The sequence below is a fragment of the Kutzneria sp. NPDC052558 genome (assembly GCF_044547355.1).
Taxonomy (GTDB): Bacteria; Actinomycetota; Actinomycetes; order Mycobacteriales; family Pseudonocardiaceae; genus Kutzneria.
The window spans coordinates 135,307-150,425 of record NZ_JBIUAG010000002.1; the positions used below are offsets into that span (position 1 = coordinate 135,307).

Here is a 15,119-nt window from a genome sequence, read left to right on the forward strand (position 1 = left end):
CACCCCTGACAGAACGACCCGCCCCGCATGCGGGAAGGACGCCTTACCCGCGTAAGACATCCTTCCCTGCGTGCAGCAGGTTCCCTCAGAGGCTCGGGAACCAGATCTTGATCTCGCGCTCGGCCGACTCCGGCGAGTCCGAGCCGTGCACCAGGTTGAACTGGACCTCCAGGCCGAAGTCGCCCCGGATGGTGCCCGGCGTCGCCTTCTCCACCGGGTCGGTGCCGCCGGCCAGCTGCCGGAACGCCGAGATCGCCCGCGTGCCCTCCACGACGATCGCCACCAGCGGACCGCCGGTGATGAACTCGACCAGGTCGTTGTAGAAGCCCTTGCCGGCGTGCTCGCTGTAGTGCTCCTCGGCCACGGCACGGTCAGCCGTGCGCAGCTCCAGCGCGGCCAGCTTCAGGCCCTTGCGCTCGATCCGGGCGATGACCTCGCCAACCAGGCCACGGCTGACGCCATCCGGCTTGACCAGCACAAGCGTGCGCTCGCTCACGACTGTTCCTTCTCCTTCACGCGGGTGTCATCGCCACGGGCGGTAGCACGGGCGGCATGAGCAGGGTAACGACCCGCATCCCCACAGCTGGAAGTAGGTACGCGCATCCTCCGTCACTCCGTGACCGCAGGACAGCTACTCGGCCGCCAGCCGTGGCGTGAAGTCCTTCGAGCGCTCCTCGTAGTCCTCAGCCTTGGCCAGGTACTCCTTCGCCGCCTCGGCGTCGCCGCGAGCCGCTGCCCGCATCCACTCGGCTCGCATCCGATAGCCCATCAGGTAATCCAGGAATTCGGTCTGCGACTCCTCGGGCTGATCTTCCAGCCGGCCGATCAACGCGCTGCGCATGATGTCCGCGATCGCGTCCACTCGCGTGGCCGCGTGCAGCATGGTCTCCTTCATCTGGACTTGGACCCCGTGCTGGGCGTGCAACCGGTCCAGCCACTCGTGCCGGCGCTCGGGAGACATCGCGTCCAGCTCGGCGCGAACGTCCTCAGGGAGATCAAAGGGCACGGGATCGTCCATGATCACCTCTCTTGACTGGCCGCCGAGCGCGTCACTCAGGAAGGACCAGCCTCTCCGACATCACCTGTGAATGAGCGAGCCGGCCGAAGAGGTAGGTGCAGGCGATGTCCTCCGTGGCGACGACTATCCGGCCGCGCTTGACTCCGCGCTCGTAGAAGAATACCTCCCATTGGTCGTCTTCGGTCTTCATGACGCAGTAGTGGTCCTCGGCGACCCCGCCAACCGCGATCGTTGTCGCGGGAAGGCCGATGTGCTGCAAGTCCGCCAGCAGATTACGCGTGTTCATTCTGCCCTTGGTACCAGAGGCGGTCAGCGGACCAAGCCAAGACGCAGGTCTAGTCGCGCCTTACCTGCAAGACCCCATTCATCAGCTGCTGGGCAGCGAACCGGCCGATCAGGTAGAAGCAGGCGTCTTCCTCCCTGGCGAAAGGCACCTCGTCGAATCTGCTGCCGCGCTCGCTCCAGAACACGTGCCAGGTGCCGTCGTCCTCCGCCGTCAGGCACCACCGTTCGTTGGCCTCCCCGCCGATGGCGTACTTGTCCGCCGGCACGCCGAAGAGATCGAGGTAACCACCCACCGTGTTCGTCAAAATGACCATCAGATCTCCTTCAAGTAGCCGGCGAGGACCAGGTCCTCAACAGAGTGCGGGGACAGGTACTGGATCCCACCACCGGGGAACCCCATGGCCGGGGCGATCCCTCCCATCCAAGCGGGTATCTCCTTGACGACCTCGTACCGGTGGTAGCCCTTCTCGAGTGAGTCGCCAGGGATCGCTCGATCGTCGAAAGGTGTTCCAGCCGGGGACAGGTAGCGCCCGTCAGGATCGCCGAAGCGATCGATGACGGTGCCGCGTTCGAGGACCACCGGGTGTCGATCCTCTGAACTGGAGAACCCGTCGGGGTAGCGAGTCTTGTCTGGCCACTCGTAGTTGTCGTACCCCTCGGGGGTCTTGCCGTGGTGGTAGCGGGTTCGCCACTCGTCCTTGCCGAGACCGGCGTAGCCGTCCCCGCCCTGGAGGAGCTTCTTGACCTCGTCGGAGTCGGCCGGCAGGCCGGCCTTGAACGGCGAGTTGCTCGGCACGCCGCCTTGCGCCAACTGCGTCTTCCTGAAGGCGGCTAGTTCGAGGTCTTGCTTGTCGACCAGGTCGGCGTCGGGGTGGGTGAGATACCGCGTCTGGACGGGACCGTCGGGGCCGTTGAGGGCGCCGGTGGCACCGTTCGAGTAACGGTACTTCTGCGGGTAGTGGGGATCCGTGGTGATGTCGCCTCGACGCCCTGGAGTCTTGCCCTTGGTGTCGAAGAGATCCCCGCTGATCCGCGTCCGCTCGCCTTCTTTACCCTTCGGCAGTCGCGCGACCGTCCGGTCCTTGCCGCTCACCGACTTGGCGGACGGCGACTTCTTGTGTGTGGCGCTGCCCTTCGGGTCGATCTTGCCTTTGGTGTCGGGGTGCAGCTTCTTCAGCAGTCCGGCACCGTGTTCGTCGGCTTGCTCGTGCAGGTCGGCAGTGGTGTGCAGGCGCTGGCCCGCGCCCTCGACGACGCGACCACCCTCACCGAAGACCTTGCCGGTGATCCCCAGGCCCTTGCCGAAGGCCTTGCTGATCACGCTGCCGAGCCCGGACCGGTCCCCGCTGGCGTGCGAGATCAGCCGCTGTCCGGCCGACTCCAGCTTCTGGCCGCCGCCGGCCAGCTTCCCGCCGAAGGTGCCCAGCTTCGTGCCGGATCGGCGCAGGTGCTCGGGGTTGGTATGGATCTTGCTCACCGGCTGCTCGCGAGCGCGCGGCCCATCTCGTACAGCTTGGTGGCCAACGTCTGCGAGGTCGCGGGCGCGGCGGTGATCCACACCTCGCGGCTCGCGTTGTGCTGGCGCTGGATAAACCATCGCCCGGACTCGACGTCGATCACCTTGAGCGGGAACGCGTTGCGGCGCCGACGACCGTTGCGGTCCCGGACCGCGACATGAAGCTCGGCACCGCCGGTGCGCGGCTCGTCGGCCAACCTCTTCAGCCGCGTGACCGCCGGGTCCGTGCGCCCCTGCCCCGCGAAGACGCTGAACTCCTCTTCCGCCTGCCGCCCGACCGGGCCGTCGACCGCGGTTGCCGGCACCGTCAGGGACTGCCCGTGCGCGGCCGGCACCGGCGGCAGCTGCCCGATCAACGCCTCAGCAACCGAGTCGCCACGGACCGGGTGCAGAGCCAGAGTCGTGTCGTCCAGGATCGCCAGCAGGCCCCAGCCACCGCCGGCCACGGCCAGCGCCGTGAACGGCTCTCGGCGCTGCTGGTGAGCGAGGTAGCCGTAGAACTCGACCTCGGGCCGAGCCAGCAACCGAAACGTGCTCACCAGCGCGGGATGAACCCCGCGTTGCCGGTCGAACAGCCCGAGCTGGGTCAGTTCCTCGCTGGCCCGCACGGTCGCCTGGGCACGGCGTTGCGGATCTGCCGTGTCCGGCAGCACGAACAGGGCCTCCGGCTGGTCGCCGATGTTTTCGCTGGTCCAGGTCAGCGCGTAGGTGGATCGGGACAGCACGACGCTGGTGTCGAGCATGGACTATTCGCCGATCACGCCGCCGGCCGGCAGCGACGACGGCAGGTCGCCCACGACCTCGTTGCCATGCTCCTCGGTGACCAGGTAGGCGGCCGTCTTGTGCTCCTTGTCCTCTTCCTTCTTGCCACCACGGCCACCGGCACCAGGACCACCAGCGCCAGCTTGCCCTGCGGCACCGCGAGCCCCGGCGGCACCGGCTCGTCCGGCCATGGCCTCCTGGGCAGCTCCTGCACCCGCCGCGTTGCCGGGCCCAGCCGCGCCGCCGCGCCCGCTGGCCGCGCCGGGCCCGCTGCCGTAACCGGAGCCCGAACCACCACCGAACCCGCCGCCATAGCCGCCGCCGGCGAACACGCTTCCGGACCCGAACCCGCCGTCAGCGCCGCTACGCGACCCGAAGGTGGAGTCGTAGCCACCGGTCGCCGGCGGGGTGGGGTTGCCGAACTGGCCACCGGAGTACCCGGCCAACCCGGTCGACGTGTCGCCCGAGCCCGGCAGCACCGGCGGCTGGTTGGCCGAGGAGCCGCCCGGTTGCCCGCCGCCAGCGGGCGGGGCGACCGGCTGCCCGCCGGTCGTGACATGGCGGTCCTGCGATCCGCCGAACGTCGGGCTGTACGAGCGGGGCTCGCTGATCCCCGGCCCGCCCGGCGGCGTCGGCCCCGGCACGACGTTGCTCTGCCCGGGCGTCACTGTGTCGCCCTTGGGGATGCCCGAGGCGTGCGACTGCGTCGGTGGCTGATAGCTGGAGTAGGCCTGCTGGTTAGTCTTCGTGCCCGCCTGGTAAACGGCGGCGGTGGCCGCGCCGCTGGCCGCGCTGATCACGTCCATCGAGATCGGGTTGGTCGCCGGGGGCGGGTTGTCCGGCATCGGCACCACGCTGTTCTTGGTGCTGTCGAACACCTGCGTCTGCCCGGCGTAAGCGGACTGTTTGGCCGCCATGTGCTGGCTGAAGCTCTGCGCGATCGTCTGCGACTGCCGGACGTTGGCCAAACCCTCCTGGGCGGCGGGTCCCTGCCAGGACTGCTCCACCTTCGCGGTCACCTTCGCCGCGCGGCTGGCGTAGTCGTCGTAGTCGCTCTGGAGCGACTTGGCGGTCGCCTCGGCCACGCCGTAGGACTTCGTGCCGGGGCCGTTGTGGAAGTACTTATGGATCGTCGCGGGGTTGGTGCCCTTGACCGCGCCGTCGAAGAAGACCGCGTCGCTGACGGTGTCGATGTTGTGCTCGATCTGCTGCCCGTAGCTCTGGTTGCCCGTCACGGTCGACACGACAGTGCCCGCCGCCGATCCGACCGCGTGGCCCACGGCGTTACCGACGTGGCTGATCGTGCTTTGGAGATCATCGAGGAGGCTCATCTACGATCCCCCCTTTATTGTCGTCACCATCGCCGTCGCGATCGCCTGAACCCGAGGGCACGGATTGCTCCCGTCCGGCCCACCGCTGTTCATTGCACCCATAACGTCGATCGCCAACTGATTTGTCAGGCCTACGGAAACTTCACATGTTCCTTGAGACCGAGTGTCATCGGTCATTGCGATGACGGCCGGATATCCGGCAATATCGGACAGTGGCACGAACGCCTTGTATGTGTCCTTCTGGCTATAGATGCTCGCGAGGCCGCTTCCGGAGGTCAGGAAGATGATGCTCAGCCCAAGGTGTGACGGACCGGTGTCCGCCCAGCCGCAGTGGGGGCCGAGCGGGTCGTCGATGACCTTGCCGCCGGTCGTTGTGATGTTCAGCTGCCCAAGTTGCGCCGAGGTCAATACTGAACACGGGGCTTTCTGAAACCTCGCGCTATCGAGCGGATGTGCGACGTTCGGCGTTCCCGCCGGCAGGCTGGAGGTTGAGGACGTGTTGGTGTTGGTGGGCGTTCCGGTGCCCCCGACTGGCGTTGGGGAGCATCCGGCGACAGTCATCGTGACGCTCGCCGCAGCCAACAACACCATTAGTCGCTGTCGCACTCAGTCGCCCTTCTTCTTCAGCCCCTGGGCGCCGGCTTGGTCGGCACCGGTGTAGTAGTTCTTCGCAGCCTTGAGGTTAGCGATATCGTTTTCGATTTTCTTTTGCCACGCCTGAAGGTCTGTTATGTGCTGCTGGTGGGACGCCTGCATGGGGTTGTGGAAGCTGGCCGTGACCGGCTCGTTGCCCCATGCGGGATTAGTGATATGTAGCAAGCTCTGCGCCTTGGGCATCGACTTGGTCCGGATGTCGTCGAGGATCGACTGAAGCTCGTCGATCGCCTCCTGCGCCAGGTCCGGGTCGTAGTACGTCCCGTCACTCGTGTGGAAGCCCGCCACGCCACGACCCCCGTCGCTCGCCCCAGTGTCGTCCAGGTAGACGCAGCCCGCCTCCTGCCGGTTCCCGAGCGTACCGAGTACGTCGACCCCGCGTGGGCGGGCTGCGACTATCTGTAATCGACTGAACGGGTGATGCTCAGCACGGTCCAAGTCCGAACGCCGGCCGGGAAACCCCAGCACGACGTGCCAAAGAGACCACCACGTCATGATCCGACGACAGCACCGACACATGCTGGGGAAAGAACTCCTCGACCGAGATCTTGAACCACCGCTGTCGCCCATCGCGAGTGACCAGAGCGGTCGTGGTGTGCTCCAGGCCCACCAAGACCGCGTCGTTCGGCCCGGCCCCGTAAACGTGGATCTGCTCGCCGTCGAGGAGATCAACAATCCGTCCGCACAAATCTCCGGCCGTAACCGGGGGCTGGTCAGTGGTCACGATACGGTCCTTTTCGATGGTTGGGTCGGGTTGCATGTCCGGACCGCGAAGCAGCACCCGCGCTTGGACGGCAGCGAGCGCGAAGTGCGTCTCGACGGCGTTCCACATGTCCGAGGGGGTTGTGGGAATGCCCGCAACTCGGTGCAGCAATCCGAGCGCGACGCAGGGGCCTCCCAAACGGCAGCCTCCAGGTGTTGCTGTGGTGGGCTGGCAGCTTCCGGGATCACTGCGGTTCTCGCTCGCAACGACAGCGGGGCGTCCTCGGCCGGAAGGCTCGGATCAGGTCCGCGTGGCCCTCAGCGTCCAGTTCTCGCAGGCCGCTCAAGATCTCGGGCACGACGGCGGACCGGGTCTCGCCGGTGTATGTGCGGCGCGGCCGAATCAATCGCGCGGTCAACGACTCGGTTCGGGTCATGATGTCCTCGCTGCGGCCGCCCGGCTCGGCGCACGACAAGGACGCCCGTGATTGGTGCGTCGACGAAGTACGGAGGCACTGCTGCGGTGGGCTACGCAAACCCTCTGGCGGACTGTGGCCACTCCAGCCGGGATGTGGCCCCGCTTGGCACCCACGCGTGCCGTGGCCGAGCATAGTCGGCCGCGATCAGGCGGTGGTCCAGGCTTCCCTCGAACGGACGGACCATCTGCCGGCAAGGTGGGCGGACGGAAGCTCACATGCCGTGGCGATGGCCGCCACCGCGGGCCAACGCCATAACCGTGAGCTCAGGCAGAATCGGCGCACCTCGTCCTCGACAGGTGGGGCCGTGGTGACGGGAATCTCCGCGCGGCAGCGCAACCGGTCAGGCGCCGAACTGTTTCAGGCAGGCGAACTGCCCGGACAGGTTGGACTGGTAGAACCACGTGTCGTCGGTGCCCGGGGTCTTCGCGCAGGCCGTCTTGCCGTCCGTGCCGCTGACGACGTCGAGCACCTGGTAGGTCTTCGTGCTGGAGCCGCCGCAGGCCACCCGCTCGACCAGGCCGGTGCCGTCCAGGTCCATCTTCACGCACTGGCCCTTGGGCACCGCCAGCGACGCGCAGTACCGGGTGGACACCTCGTCGTCGTACCAGGTGTCGCCGTAGGAGTCGAAGACGGCCGGGCACTTCGACGACTTCGGGATCACCAGGTTGATCTGGAGCGCCGCCTTGTCCGAGGTGCAGGAGACCTGTTCGCTGGATTCCACGTCCAGCCACGTGCAGTCGTTGACGTGGTACTGGTTGCTGTTCACGCTCGAGGTGCGAGGCACCCGGCTGGTCGTCTTGGTGGTCGACGTCGTCGACGTGCTCGCCCCACCGGCCTCGGCGCTGTGCCGGCTGCTGATGATGCCGACCACCGCCCAGGTGCCCAGCCCCAGCATCAGCACCACCGCCGCGATGGTGGCGACCACCGCCCCGGCCTGCGACTTGCGCGGCGGCGACGGCGGCGGCCCCCACGACCCCGGCTGCGGGTACGGCCCCGTCATCGTCGTCCTCCCCCGTTCGACTGCCAGTCCCAGCATTCTGGCCCCTGGCGTCCGGACTCAGCCCTCCGGGGTTGTTTGGGAGACCGGGTCGAGCCGGGTGCTCACATTGACCGCCGTGCCACGGTCCGAGTCACTCACCGCAGGTCAACGCCATGATCTCCTCGGTCGTCATGTCGATGTCGCCACGCTTGAGCAGGGATTCCGCGCGCCGTCGCTCTCCCGTCGCCTGACCGATGTCCTTCACAACGCGCACCCCGTGCTCGTCGATCACGAACTTGATCTCGTCGCCCGGACGCAGCCCGCACTGCTCTCGGATCTCGACCGGGATGGTGACCCGGCCCCGGCTGGTGATCTTCATGGCGTGGCCCTACTGCTGCTGGCTGGGCAGCGTGCCCTCGGCGAGCCGGCGGGCGACGTCGCGGCGCACCCAGAGCAGGTAGGCCCAGACCAGGCCGAACAGCACGCCGACGACGCCGAGCGGGACGCTGAGGGCGAAGCCGACGAGCATGAGGACCTGGAGCACGAGGGCGAAGGGGATGCCCCACGGGCGGCCGAAGAAGCCGGCGGACACGACCATCAGCAGGGCCAGCACGGCGACGGCGGTCACCGGCCAGCCGGAGAGGTGGTCGACGCGGCCCAGCACGAACAGGGCCAGGCCGGTGACGATGGCCTCCAGCACCATGGTGCCGGCCATCACCCCGCGGATGCCCTTCATCGGGTCGGGGGCGGTCATTGGGGCTCCTTGCCGAACATCGCGCGGGCGGCGCCGGCGGTGACGACGGAGCCGGTCACCACGACGCCGCTGGTGGACACGGGCTCGCCGTCGGTCTCCTCGGCCAGCCGGATCGCCTCCTCGAGGGCGTCGTCCAGCCGCGGCTCGACGACGATGCGGTCCTCGCCGAACACCTCGCGGGCCAGACCGGCCAGCTTGTCGGCGTTCATGGCCCGCGGGGAGCCGTTGTTGGTCAGCACGACCTCGGTGAACACCGGCTCCAGGGCGGCCAGGATGCCGTCCACGTCCTTGTCCTCCATCACGCTGACCACGCCGACGACCTTGCGGAAGGCGAACTGCTCCGTCAGCGCGGCGGCCAGGGCGCGGGCGCCGTGCGGGTTGTGGGCGGCGTCGACGAACACGCTGGGGGCGTTGCGGACCCGCTCCAGCCGGCCGGGCGAGGTCACGGTGGCGAACGCCTCGCGCACGGCGTCGACGTCCAGCTTGCGGCCGGCCCCGGCGCCGAAGAAGACCTCGACGGCGGCCAGCGCCTGCGCGGCGTTCTGGGCCTGGTGGATGCCGAACAGCGGCAGGAAGATCTCGTCGTACGCGCCGCCGAGGCCCTGCAACCGCAGCAGCTGGCCGCCGACGGCGGTCTCGGTCTGCAACACGCCGAACTCCAGGCCCTGCCGGGCCACGGTCGCGCCGACCTCGGCGCAGCGCTGCAACAGCACCTGCGCGACCTCGGGGCGTTGCTCGGCCAGCACGGCCACCGAGCCTTCCTTGATGATGCCCGCCTTCTCGGCGGCGATGCCCAGGATGTCGGTGCCGAGGAAGTCGGTGTGGTCGATGTCGATCGGCGTGATCACGGCGACCTTGCCGTCGGCGATGTTGGTGGCGTCCCACCGCCCGCCCAGCCCGACCTCGACCACCGCCACATCCACCGGCGCGTCCGCGAACGCGGCGAAGGCCATGCCGGTGAGCACCTCGAACTTGCTCATCCTGACGTCGGACTTGGCGTCCACCATCGCGATGTACGGCTCGATGTCGCGGTAGGTGTCCACGTACTGCTGGGCGCTGATCGGCGCCCCGTCCAGGCTGATCCGCTCGGTGGCCAGCTGGAGGTGCGGGCTGGTGTACCGGCCGGTGCGCAGCCCGATGCGGGTGAACAGCGCGTCGATCATGCGGCTGGTCGAGGTCTTGCCGTTGGTGCCGGTGATGTGCACCACCGGGTAGGCCCGCTGGGGCTGGCCCAGCAGGTCGGCCAGCGCGGCGATCCGGTCCGTGGACGGCTCGATCTTCGTCTCCGGCCAGCGGGTGTCCAGTTGGGACTCGACCTCGCGCAGCGCGGCGAGCGCCTCGGGATCGTTCTGGGGCACGCTGGTCTCCGGTGCGCTGGACGACGGGGTTACCAGCCGAGTCTACGACTTGCGCCGATCCGGACCCCGGCGGTCCGGATCGGCGCTGGTCGTCACAGCTGGACCGCTACCTCGAGGTCGCCGTCGGTCTCGCGGTAGCGCAGCTCACCGATCCGACCGGCCGCCACCAGGTCGTCGGCGAAGCCCCGGACCAGCGCCAACGTCGCGGGATCGGCGGCCAGCTCGACCGAGGCCACGTCCGCCCGCATGGAGAGCTTGGCGGTGGACTTGGCCTTGCGGACGGCGGCGATGGCGGCCGAGGCGAGCTCCAACGCCCTCGGGTCACCGGGCGTGCCGAGAGTCGAGGGCCACGGCGCGAGGTGCACGGAGCCGTCCTGCCACCAGGACCACACCTCCTCGGTCACGTACGGCAGGTACGGCGCGAACAGCCGCAGCAGCGTGGACAGCCCGGTGCGCAGGGCGACCCGGGCCGAACCGGCGCCGTCCAGGCCGTAGGCCCGTTCCTTGACCAGTTCGAGGTAGTCGTCGCAGAACGTCCAGAAGAAGCGCTCGACCCGCTCCAGCGCGGCGGTGTGCTCGAAGCCGGCCAGGGCAGTGGTCGCATCGTCCACAACGGACGACAGTGCGGTGATCATGGCCTGATCCAACGGATGCGCGACACTGTCCGAAGTGGACGGCTCGTCGAAGGACAGTGCGAACCGGCTGGCGTTGAGCAGCTTGGTCGCCAGCCGCCGGCCGATCTTCATCTGCTTCGGGTCGAACGCGGTGTCGGTGCCGGGCCGCCCGCACGCCGCCCAGTAGCGCACGCCGTCGGAGCCGTGCTCGGCCAGCAGGTCGTCCGGGGTCACCACCTTGCCCGCCGACTTGGACATCTTCTTCCGGTCGGGATCGAGGATCCAGCCGGAGATCACCGCGTCCGACCACGGCAGCGTGTCCAGCTCCTGCTGCGAGCGCAGCACCGAGTAGAACAGCCAGGTCCGGATGATCTCGTGGCTCTGCGGCCGCAGGTCCATCGGATAGGTCAGCGCGAACAGCTCCGGATCCTGCTCCCAGCCGGACACGATCAGCGGCGACAGCGAGGACGTCATCCACGTGTCCATCACGTCCGGGTCGCCGACGAAGCCGCCGGGCGCGCCGCGCTGGGATTCCTCGTAGCCGGGCGGAACCTGACTCGACGGGTCGACCGGCAGCGCCTCGGCCGAGGCCAGGATCGGGGCCTCGTAACGGGGTTCGCCGTTGGCGTCCAACGGATACCAGACCGGGAACGGCACGCCGAAGAAGCGCTGCCGGCTGACCAGCCAGTCCGAGTTGAGGCCCTTGGCCCAGTCGTCGTACCGGTTGCGCATCCACGCCGGGTGCCACCGGAGCTCGGATCCCCGGCGCAGCAGCGTCTCCCGGTGTTCCAGGCTGCGCACGAACCACTGCCGGCTGGAGACGATCTCCAGGGGCTTGTCGCCCTTCTCGTAGAAGTTGACCGGGCGGGTGGTCGGCCGAGGCTGTCCGATCAGGTCGCCGGATTCCCGCAGCAGCTCGACGATCCGCTTGCGCGCGCTGAACGCCGTCAGCCCGACCAGTTCGTCGTACGGCGAGGCCGGCACGCCCTCGGGCGGCTCCGGCAGGAACCGGCCGTCGCGGCCGATCACCGTGCGGGTCGGCAACTTCAGCTCACGCCACCAGCGCACGTCGGTCAGATCGCCGAAGGTGCAACACATCGCGATGCCCGCGCCGCGCTCCGGCTCGGCGTCCGGGTGCGCGAGCACCGGGATTTCCATGCCGAACAAGGGAGAACGCACGGTGGTGCCGACGAGGTCCCGGTACCGCTCGTCGTCCGGATGCGCGATCAGCGCGACGCAGGCCGGCAGCAGCTCCGGCCGCGTGGTCTCGATCTCCACCGGGCCAAAGGAAATCCGGTGCCACGCGCCGGCGTGGTCGCGTGCTTCGAGCTCGGCCTGGGCCACCGCGGTCTGGAACGTCACGTCCCACAGCGACGGCGCTTCCGACTGGTAGGCCTGGCCTTCGGCCAGCAGCCGCAGGAAACCCAGCTGGGCCACGCGTTGGGCGTGCGTGCCGATCGTGGTGTACGTCAGCGACCAGTCGACCGACAGCCCCAGCCGCCGCCACAGCGCCTCGAACGCCGCCTCGTCCTCGACCGTCATCCGTTGGCACAGCTCGACGAAGTTCCGGCGGGAGATGCCGACCTGGTGCTTGCCGGTGGTTTCCGCCGGCTCGTACGCGGGGTCGTAGGGCAGCGAGGGATCGCAGCGCACGCCGTAGCGCAGCTGCACGCGCCGCTCGGTCGGCAGCCCGTTGTCGTCCCACCCCATCGGGTAGAACACGTGCTGGCCGCGCATGCGCTGGAACCGGGCTACTACGTCGGTGTGGGTGTAGCTGAAGACGTGGCCTACGTGCAGCGACCCGCTCACCGTCGGCGGCGGCGTGTCGATGGAAAACACCTCAGCACGGGAACCGGGCCGGTGGAAGCGGAACGTCTCGTCCGCGGCCCACCGGCCCGACCACTTGTCCTCGATGCCCTCCATCGACGGGCGCTGCGGAATTCCGTCACCCGTCATGGAGAAATCACCCTTCCGGCAGTGCGTCCAAACGCGCGGCCACCCGCGCGATGTCGGCGACGGCGGCCTCCCGGCGCGCCTTGATCTTGTCGACGACGGCGGCCGGGGCCTTGTCGACGAAGGCCTGATTGTTCAGCTTGCCGTCGCACTGGGCCAGCTCTTTTTCCGCCGCGGCCAGGTCCTTGGCCAGCCGCTTGCGCTCGGCCGCCACGTCGATCGTGCCCGAGGTGTCCAGCTCGACCAGCACGCCGCCGATCTCCAGCGAGGCGCTGGCGGCGAAGCCGTCGCCCGGCTCCTCCAGCCGCGCGATGGCCCGGATCGAGGCCAGCTGGCCGACGATGTCGGCTTCGTCCACACCGGACAGTCGGGCCGGCACCTTCTGGCCCGGCCGCAGCCCCTGGTCGGCGCGGAACCGCCGGACCTCGGTGACCAGCTTCTGCACGGTGTCGATCCGCCGCGCGGCAACGACATCGGCCTCGACCGTGGACGCCGTCGGCCAGTCGGCGACCATCAGCGACTCGCCGCCGGTCAGCTCGGTCCACAGCGTCTCGGTGATGAACGGGATCACCGGGTGCAGCAGGCGCAGCAGCGTGTCCAGCACATGCCCGAGCACCGCCCGGGTCGCCTCGGCCCGCTCGCCGCCCTCGGCGATCTGCACCTTGGCCAGCTCCAGGTACCAGTCGCAGCACTCGTCCCAGGTGAAGTGGTAGAGCGCCTCGCACAGCTTGGCGAACTCGTAGCGCTCGAACAGTTCGTCCACTTCGGACACGACCTGGGCCGCGCGGTCCAGGATCCAGCGGTCGGCGTCGGTCAGCCGGTCGCGGGCCGGCACCGGCACGGCCGTGGTCGCGCCGTTGAGCAGCGCGAACCGGCTGGCGTTCCACAGCTTCGTGCAGAAGTTGCGGGAGCCGCCGGCCCACTCCTCGGCCAGCGCCATGTCGGCGCCCGGGTTGGCCCCGCGGGCCAGGGTGAAGCGGGCCGCGTCGGCGCCGTAGGCGTCCAGCCACTTCAGCGGGTCGATCACGTTGCCGCGGGACTTGGACATCTTCTTGCCGTTGGCGTCGCGGATCAGGCCGTGCAGGTACACGTGGTCGAACGGCTGCGCGCCGTCCATCGCGTACAGGCCGAACATCATCATCCGGGCGACCCAGAAGAACAGGATGTCGTAGCCGGTGGACAGCACCGTGGTCGGATAGAACTTGGCCAAGTCGGCGGTCTTGTCCGGCCAGCCCAGCGTGGACATCGGCCACAGGCCCGAGGAGAACCACGTGTCCAGCACGTCCTCGTCCTGCTGCCAGCCCTCGCCGGTCGGCGGCTGCTCGTCCGGGCCGACGCAGACGACCTCGCCGTCCGGGCCGTACCAGACCGGGATCCGGTGGCCCCACCACAGCTGCCGCGAGATGCACCAGTCGTGCAGGTTGTCGACCCAGTCGAAGTAGCGCTTGGCCAGCTCCGGCGGGTGGATCGTGGTGCGGCCGTCGCGCACGGCGTCGCCGGCGGCCTTGGCCAGCGGGCCGACGTTGACGAACCACTGCAGCGACAGCCGCGGCTCCACCACCGTGTCGCAGCGCGAGCAGTGGCCGACCGAGTGCAGGTACGGCCGCTTCTCGGCGACGATCCGGCCCAGCTCCCGCAGCGCCGCCACGACGGCCGGCCGCGCCTCGAACCGGTCAAGGCCCTCGAACGGGCCGGCCACCGAGATCACGCCGCGCGAGTCCATGATCGTCATGGACGGCAGCGAGTGCCGCTGGCCGATCTCGAAGTCGTTGGGGTCGTGCGCCGGCGTCACCTTGACCGCGCCGGTGCCGAACGCCGGGTCCACGTGCTCGTCGCCGACGATCGGGATGCGGCGGCCGGTCAGCGGCAGCTCCACCTCGGTGCCGATCAGGTGCTTGTAGCGCTCGTCGTCGGGGTGCACCGCGACGGCGGTGTCGCCCAGCATGGTCTCGGCCCGGGTGGTGGCCACCACGATCGAGGCGGCGCCGTCCCCGTAGCGGATCGAGACCAGCTCGCCCTCGTCCTCGGAGTGCTCCACCTCGATGTCCGACAGCGCGGTCAGGCAGCGCGGGCACCAGTTGATGATCCGCTCGGCCCGGTAGGCCAGGCCGTCGTCGAACAGCTTCTTGAACATGGTCTGCACGGCCCGCGACAGCGGCTCGTCCATGGTGAAGCGCTCGCGGTCCCAGTCCACGCTGTCGCCCAGCCGGCGCATCTGGTCCAGGATCTTGCCGCCGTACTCGGCCTTCCACTCCCAGACCCGCTCCACGAACTTCTCGCGGCCCAGGTCGTGCCGGGACAGGCCCTCGCCGGCCAGCTGCCGCTCGACGACGTTCTGGGTGGCGATGCCGGCGTGGTCCATGCCGGGCAGCCACAGCGCCTCGTAGCCCTGCATGCGGCGGCGACGGGTCAGCGCGTCCATCACGGTGTGGTTGAGGGCGTGGCCCATGTGCAGGCTGCCGGTGACGTTCGGCGGCGGCAGCACGATGCAGAACGGCGGCTTGTCGCTGCTCGCGTCGGCGGCGAAGTAGCCGCTGTCTACCCACCGCTGGTACAGCCCCTGCTCTACCTCGGCCGGATTCCAGGCGGCCGGGAGCTCGGTGGTGTACTGCTGCGGAAGGGTCTCGGTCACGCGAAGAGTCTACGGAGCCCGCCCCGCACCCAACGAACGGGTGACCTGCCGGTTGCTAGAGTGCTCAGGCCGAAACGGGGGG

At 68.9% G+C, this 15,119-nt stretch carries 16 protein-coding genes; all 16 read right to left on the reverse strand.

What is annotated here, in order from left to right; genetic code table 11:
* Nucleotides 1-85: 85 nt before the first annotated feature.
* The gene (ndk, locus tag ACIG5F_RS03625; RefSeq protein WP_396515815.1) at nt 86-496 is read right to left on the reverse strand and encodes a nucleoside-diphosphate kinase; all 411 of its coding nucleotides are present in this window, start codon (nt 494-496) and stop codon (nt 86-88) included.
* A 135-nt stretch (nt 497-631) separates the two neighbouring features.
* Nucleotides 632-1,018 carry a hypothetical protein gene (locus ACIG5F_RS03630; RefSeq protein ID WP_396515816.1) on the reverse strand — a complete coding sequence of 129 codons (387 nt, stop codon included), beginning with the start codon at nt 1,016-1,018 and terminating at the stop codon, nt 632-634.
* Nucleotides 1,019-1,049: 31 nt separating this feature from the next.
* On the reverse strand, nt 1,050-1,304 hold the full coding sequence (locus ACIG5F_RS03635) for a hypothetical protein (protein ID WP_396515817.1): 255 nt from the start codon (nt 1,302-1,304) through the stop codon (nt 1,050-1,052).
* A 49-nt stretch (nt 1,305-1,353) separates the two neighbouring features.
* Complete coding sequence (locus tag ACIG5F_RS03640) at nt 1,354-1,617, reverse strand: hypothetical protein (protein ID WP_396515818.1); 264 nt, start codon at nt 1,615-1,617, stop codon at nt 1,354-1,356.
* On the reverse strand, nt 1,617-2,861 hold the full coding sequence (locus ACIG5F_RS03645) for a TNT domain-containing protein (RefSeq protein ID WP_396515819.1): 1,245 nt from the start codon (nt 2,859-2,861) through the stop codon (nt 1,617-1,619). Before ACIG5F_RS03645 ends, ACIG5F_RS03640 begins: the two co-directional genes overlap by 1 nt.
* Complete coding sequence (locus ACIG5F_RS03650) at nt 2,777-3,562, reverse strand: ESX secretion-associated protein EspG (RefSeq protein WP_396515820.1); 786 nt, start codon at nt 3,560-3,562, stop codon at nt 2,777-2,779. Before ACIG5F_RS03650 ends, ACIG5F_RS03645 begins: the two co-directional genes overlap by 85 nt.
* 3 nt (nt 3,563-3,565) lie before the next feature.
* The gene (locus ACIG5F_RS03655; protein WP_396515821.1) at nt 3,566-4,912 is read right to left on the reverse strand and encodes a hypothetical protein; all 1,347 of its coding nucleotides are present in this window, start codon (nt 4,910-4,912) and stop codon (nt 3,566-3,568) included.
* Entirely contained in the window at nt 4,913-5,518 is a 606-nt protein-coding gene (locus ACIG5F_RS03660; RefSeq protein WP_396515822.1) for a DUF3558 domain-containing protein, read from the reverse strand. It abuts the gene before it with no gap.
* A complete protein-coding gene (locus ACIG5F_RS03665; RefSeq protein ID WP_396515823.1) occupies nt 5,519-5,854 on the reverse strand; it encodes a DUF2563 family protein in 336 nt (111 codons plus the stop codon). It abuts the gene before it with no gap.
* A 136-nt stretch (nt 5,855-5,990) separates the two neighbouring features.
* Nucleotides 5,991-6,398: a hypothetical protein gene (locus ACIG5F_RS03670; RefSeq protein ID WP_396515824.1), complete on the reverse strand. Its 408-nt coding sequence runs from the start codon at nt 6,396-6,398 to the stop codon at nt 5,991-5,993.
* A 689-nt stretch (nt 6,399-7,087) separates the two neighbouring features.
* Nucleotides 7,088-7,747, reverse strand: coding sequence for a hypothetical protein (locus tag ACIG5F_RS03675; protein ID WP_396515825.1), 660 nt, complete (start codon nt 7,745-7,747; stop codon nt 7,088-7,090).
* 130 nt (nt 7,748-7,877) lie between these two features.
* On the reverse strand, nt 7,878-8,105 hold the full coding sequence (locus ACIG5F_RS03680) for an AbrB/MazE/SpoVT family DNA-binding domain-containing protein (protein ID WP_396515826.1): 228 nt from the start codon (nt 8,103-8,105) through the stop codon (nt 7,878-7,880).
* 9 nt (nt 8,106-8,114) lie between these two features.
* Nucleotides 8,115-8,480 carry a DUF4233 domain-containing protein gene (locus tag ACIG5F_RS03685; RefSeq protein ID WP_396515827.1) on the reverse strand — a complete coding sequence of 122 codons (366 nt, stop codon included), beginning with the start codon at nt 8,478-8,480 and terminating at the stop codon, nt 8,115-8,117.
* On the reverse strand, nt 8,477-9,838 hold the full coding sequence (locus ACIG5F_RS03690; protein WP_396515828.1) for a bifunctional folylpolyglutamate synthase/dihydrofolate synthase: 1,362 nt from the start codon (nt 9,836-9,838) through the stop codon (nt 8,477-8,479). The genes ACIG5F_RS03685 and ACIG5F_RS03690 overlap by 4 nt, the downstream gene beginning before the upstream one ends.
* A gap of 92 nt (nt 9,839-9,930) precedes the next feature.
* On the reverse strand, nt 9,931-12,408 hold the full coding sequence (valS, locus tag ACIG5F_RS03695; protein ID WP_396515829.1) for a valine--tRNA ligase: 2,478 nt from the start codon (nt 12,406-12,408) through the stop codon (nt 9,931-9,933).
* Between the two features lie 7 nt (nt 12,409-12,415).
* Nucleotides 12,416-15,037, reverse strand: coding sequence for a valine--tRNA ligase (locus tag ACIG5F_RS03700; RefSeq protein ID WP_396515830.1), 2,622 nt, complete (start codon nt 15,035-15,037; stop codon nt 12,416-12,418).
* Nucleotides 15,038-15,119: the final 82 nt, after the last annotated feature.

Coding starts and splice junctions, on each gene's coding strand:
- ACIG5F_RS03630 (WP_396515816.1), bottom strand. CDS start 1,018: ATGGACGATCCCGTGCCCTTTGATCTCCCTGAGGACGTTCGCGCCGAG.
- ACIG5F_RS03635 (WP_396515817.1), bottom strand. CDS start 1,304: ATGAACACGCGTAATCTGCTGGCGGACTTGCAGCACATCGGCCTTCCC.
- ACIG5F_RS03640 (WP_396515818.1), bottom strand. CDS start 1,617: ATGGTCATTTTGACGAACACGGTGGGTGGTTACCTCGATCTCTTCGGC.
- ACIG5F_RS03650 (WP_396515820.1), bottom strand. CDS start 3,562: ATGCTCGACACCAGCGTCGTGCTGTCCCGATCCACCTACGCGCTGACC.
- ACIG5F_RS03655 (WP_396515821.1), bottom strand. CDS start 4,912: ATGAGCCTCCTCGATGATCTCCAAAGCACGATCAGCCACGTCGGTAAC.
- ACIG5F_RS03670 (WP_396515824.1), bottom strand. CDS start 6,398: ATGTGGAACGCCGTCGAGACGCACTTCGCGCTCGCTGCCGTCCAAGCG.
- ACIG5F_RS03675 (WP_396515825.1), bottom strand. CDS start 7,747: ATGACGGGGCCGTACCCGCAGCCGGGGTCGTGGGGGCCGCCGCCGTCG.
- ACIG5F_RS03680 (WP_396515826.1), bottom strand. CDS start 8,105: ATGAAGATCACCAGCCGGGGCCGGGTCACCATCCCGGTCGAGATCCGA.
- ACIG5F_RS03685 (WP_396515827.1), bottom strand. CDS start 8,480: ATGACCGCCCCCGACCCGATGAAGGGCATCCGCGGGGTGATGGCCGGC.
- valS (WP_396515829.1), bottom strand. CDS start 12,408: ATGACGGGTGACGGAATTCCGCAGCGCCCGTCGATGGAGGGCATCGAG.